Consider the following 2079-nt stretch of genomic DNA (forward strand, 5'->3'; position numbering starts at 1 on the left):
TCCTCGGTGAGCGGGTCGTCGCCGTCGTCCCCGCCACCCCTCGTGAGCAACACGACGCCGACGACGGCGACCAGCACCACAGCCAGGCCGCCGGCGATCGGGCCGGCCGGGCGGCGCCGGGAGCGTGGCGCCATGCGGCGAGGCGGCGGCTCCGTCCCGAACATCTGCTCGCCGTCGGTGCGGGGTCGGAGCAGCACCGGTCGCTCGGGTGGCTGCTCCTGGGCTCGGTAGCCACGGTCTTCGACGTGGCGGGACCAGCGGACGCCACTCCAGTAGCGGCGTTCGTGCCGGCCGTAAGGGTCGGGGTACCACCCCGGCGCCGATGGGTCCACGTCTCATCCCCCTTGGTCGTCCTGCCACACCTCCATCCCGTCACCACCCCGTGAAAGTTCGGGCTAGCCGCTGCGATCGTCGAGTCCCGGCGGCTGGGCGAACCACGTCTCGACCTCCACCCGCGAGACCTTGCCCATGGCGTTGCGGGGCAGGTGCTCGAAGCGCCAGCGTTCCGGCACCTTGTAGCGGGCGATCTCTCGACGACAGTGCTCCTGGAGAACCTCGGGCTCGAGCCGGGTGCCCGGGCCGAGCTCGACGGCCGCCGCGACCCTCTGGCCCAGCCGTGCGTCCGGGAAGCCGACGACGGCCGCGCCCACCACCCCGGGATGCTGCAGCAGGACGCGCTCGACCTCGGCCGGGTAGACGTTGGCGCCGCCGCGCACGATGATCGACTTCCGCCGGTCGCGCACGAACAGGTGCCCGTGCTCGTCGAGCTCGCCCACGTCGCCGGTGTAGAGCACCCCGTCCCGCAGGGCGTCGGCCGCCGCGATCTCGCCCTGGTAGCCGAGCATCGGGCGGTACGCGTCGGCCCACGGCCCATCCTCGTGGGCCCGCACCGTGACCTCCCCCAGGTGGCCGACGGGCAGCACCTTGTCGTCGTCGTCCCGGATCTCGACTGTCAGGTGGGCCAAAGCCCGTCCACTTGATCCGTCGACCCTCTCACCGGTGCGCGGCTCGATCGTCACTACCGTCGGCACCTCGGTCAGGCCGTACGTGGCGTGGACGCTCTTGCCGAACCTCGCCTCGAACCGGGCGCGCACCGTGTCCGGGAGGTAGGTGCCGCCCGTCCAGACGTCCTCGAGGCTCGCCAGCTGCTCGGGCGTGACCTCGGGTGAGCCGGCCAGGTCGTGGAGCATCGTGGGGACGCCGAACCACGAGGTGATGCGCTCGTCACCGACCCAGCGGGCGATGCCCGCCGCGTCGACACGGTCCATGACGACCTGCGTGCCCCCGGCCTGGGCGGTCAGCAGCGTGCCGGTGACCTGGAGGTTCAGGATGGTGAGGGCGGCGCAGTCGCCCCGCCGCAGGTCGGGGCCGTAGCCGCGGGACTCGCCCAGGACCGCGCCCGGCAGCAGCAGGTTGCGGTGCGAGTGCACCACGCCCTTCGGTCGTCCGGTCGTGCCGCTGGTGTAGGCGATGCCGGCCGGATCGTCGGGCCGCGGCTGCGCGCGCGGGTAGGTCCCACCGGAACTGGCCACGAGCCGCTGCCATTCACCGGCGTCGCCGCCGGACGTGACGATCCGCAGCCCGCGGTCCCCGATCGCAGCGGTGCTCGCCAGCCCGTCGACGACGTCCTCGTCGGCGATCAGCACCCGGGCCCCGGCGTCGGCCAGTACGAAGCGCTTCTCGGGAGGAGCGAGGTTGCGGTTGACGCCCAGCCACACGGCGCCCAGCCGCAGGGTGGCGTGGAAGCCGACGACGACGTCGGTCTCGTTGGGAAGGCTGACGGCCACGACGTCGCCCCGGCCGACGCCGAGGCCGTGCAGCGCGGCGCCGGCCTGGTCCGCGGCCCGGTCGAGCTGCTCGTAGGTGAAGCGCCGGTCGGCGCCCACCAGGGCCTCGCGGGTCGGGTCCTGCGTCAGCGCAGGGGCGAGCACGTCGCCCACGGTGAGGGGCCTGCGGACAACCGACATCGCCTCGTACGCCTCCCCCTCACGCAGCCTCACAGAGGAGAACAGTACTCTACCAGGTCGACAGCCTTGGATTACAGTCGCAAGACATGAACCTGCAGTTGCTGCTGGAGAT

At 72.6% G+C, this 2079-nt stretch carries 2 protein-coding genes; both read right to left on the minus strand.

Annotated features, from left to right (window positions below; genetic code table 11):
• Positions 1–332 (minus strand): DUF2510 domain-containing protein (locus tag VK611_07520; protein ID HMG41163.1); only part of this gene is annotated, 332 nt, incomplete at its 3' end.
• Between the two features lie 63 nt (positions 333–395).
• Complete coding sequence (locus VK611_07525) at positions 396–2000, minus strand: AMP-binding protein (protein HMG41164.1); 1605 nt, start codon at positions 1998–2000, stop codon at positions 396–398.
• Positions 2001–2079 lie beyond the last annotated feature (79 nt).

The organism is Acidimicrobiales bacterium, assembly GCA_035316325.1.
Lineage (GTDB): Bacteria > Actinomycetota > Acidimicrobiia > Acidimicrobiales > VFJN01 > DASXTK01.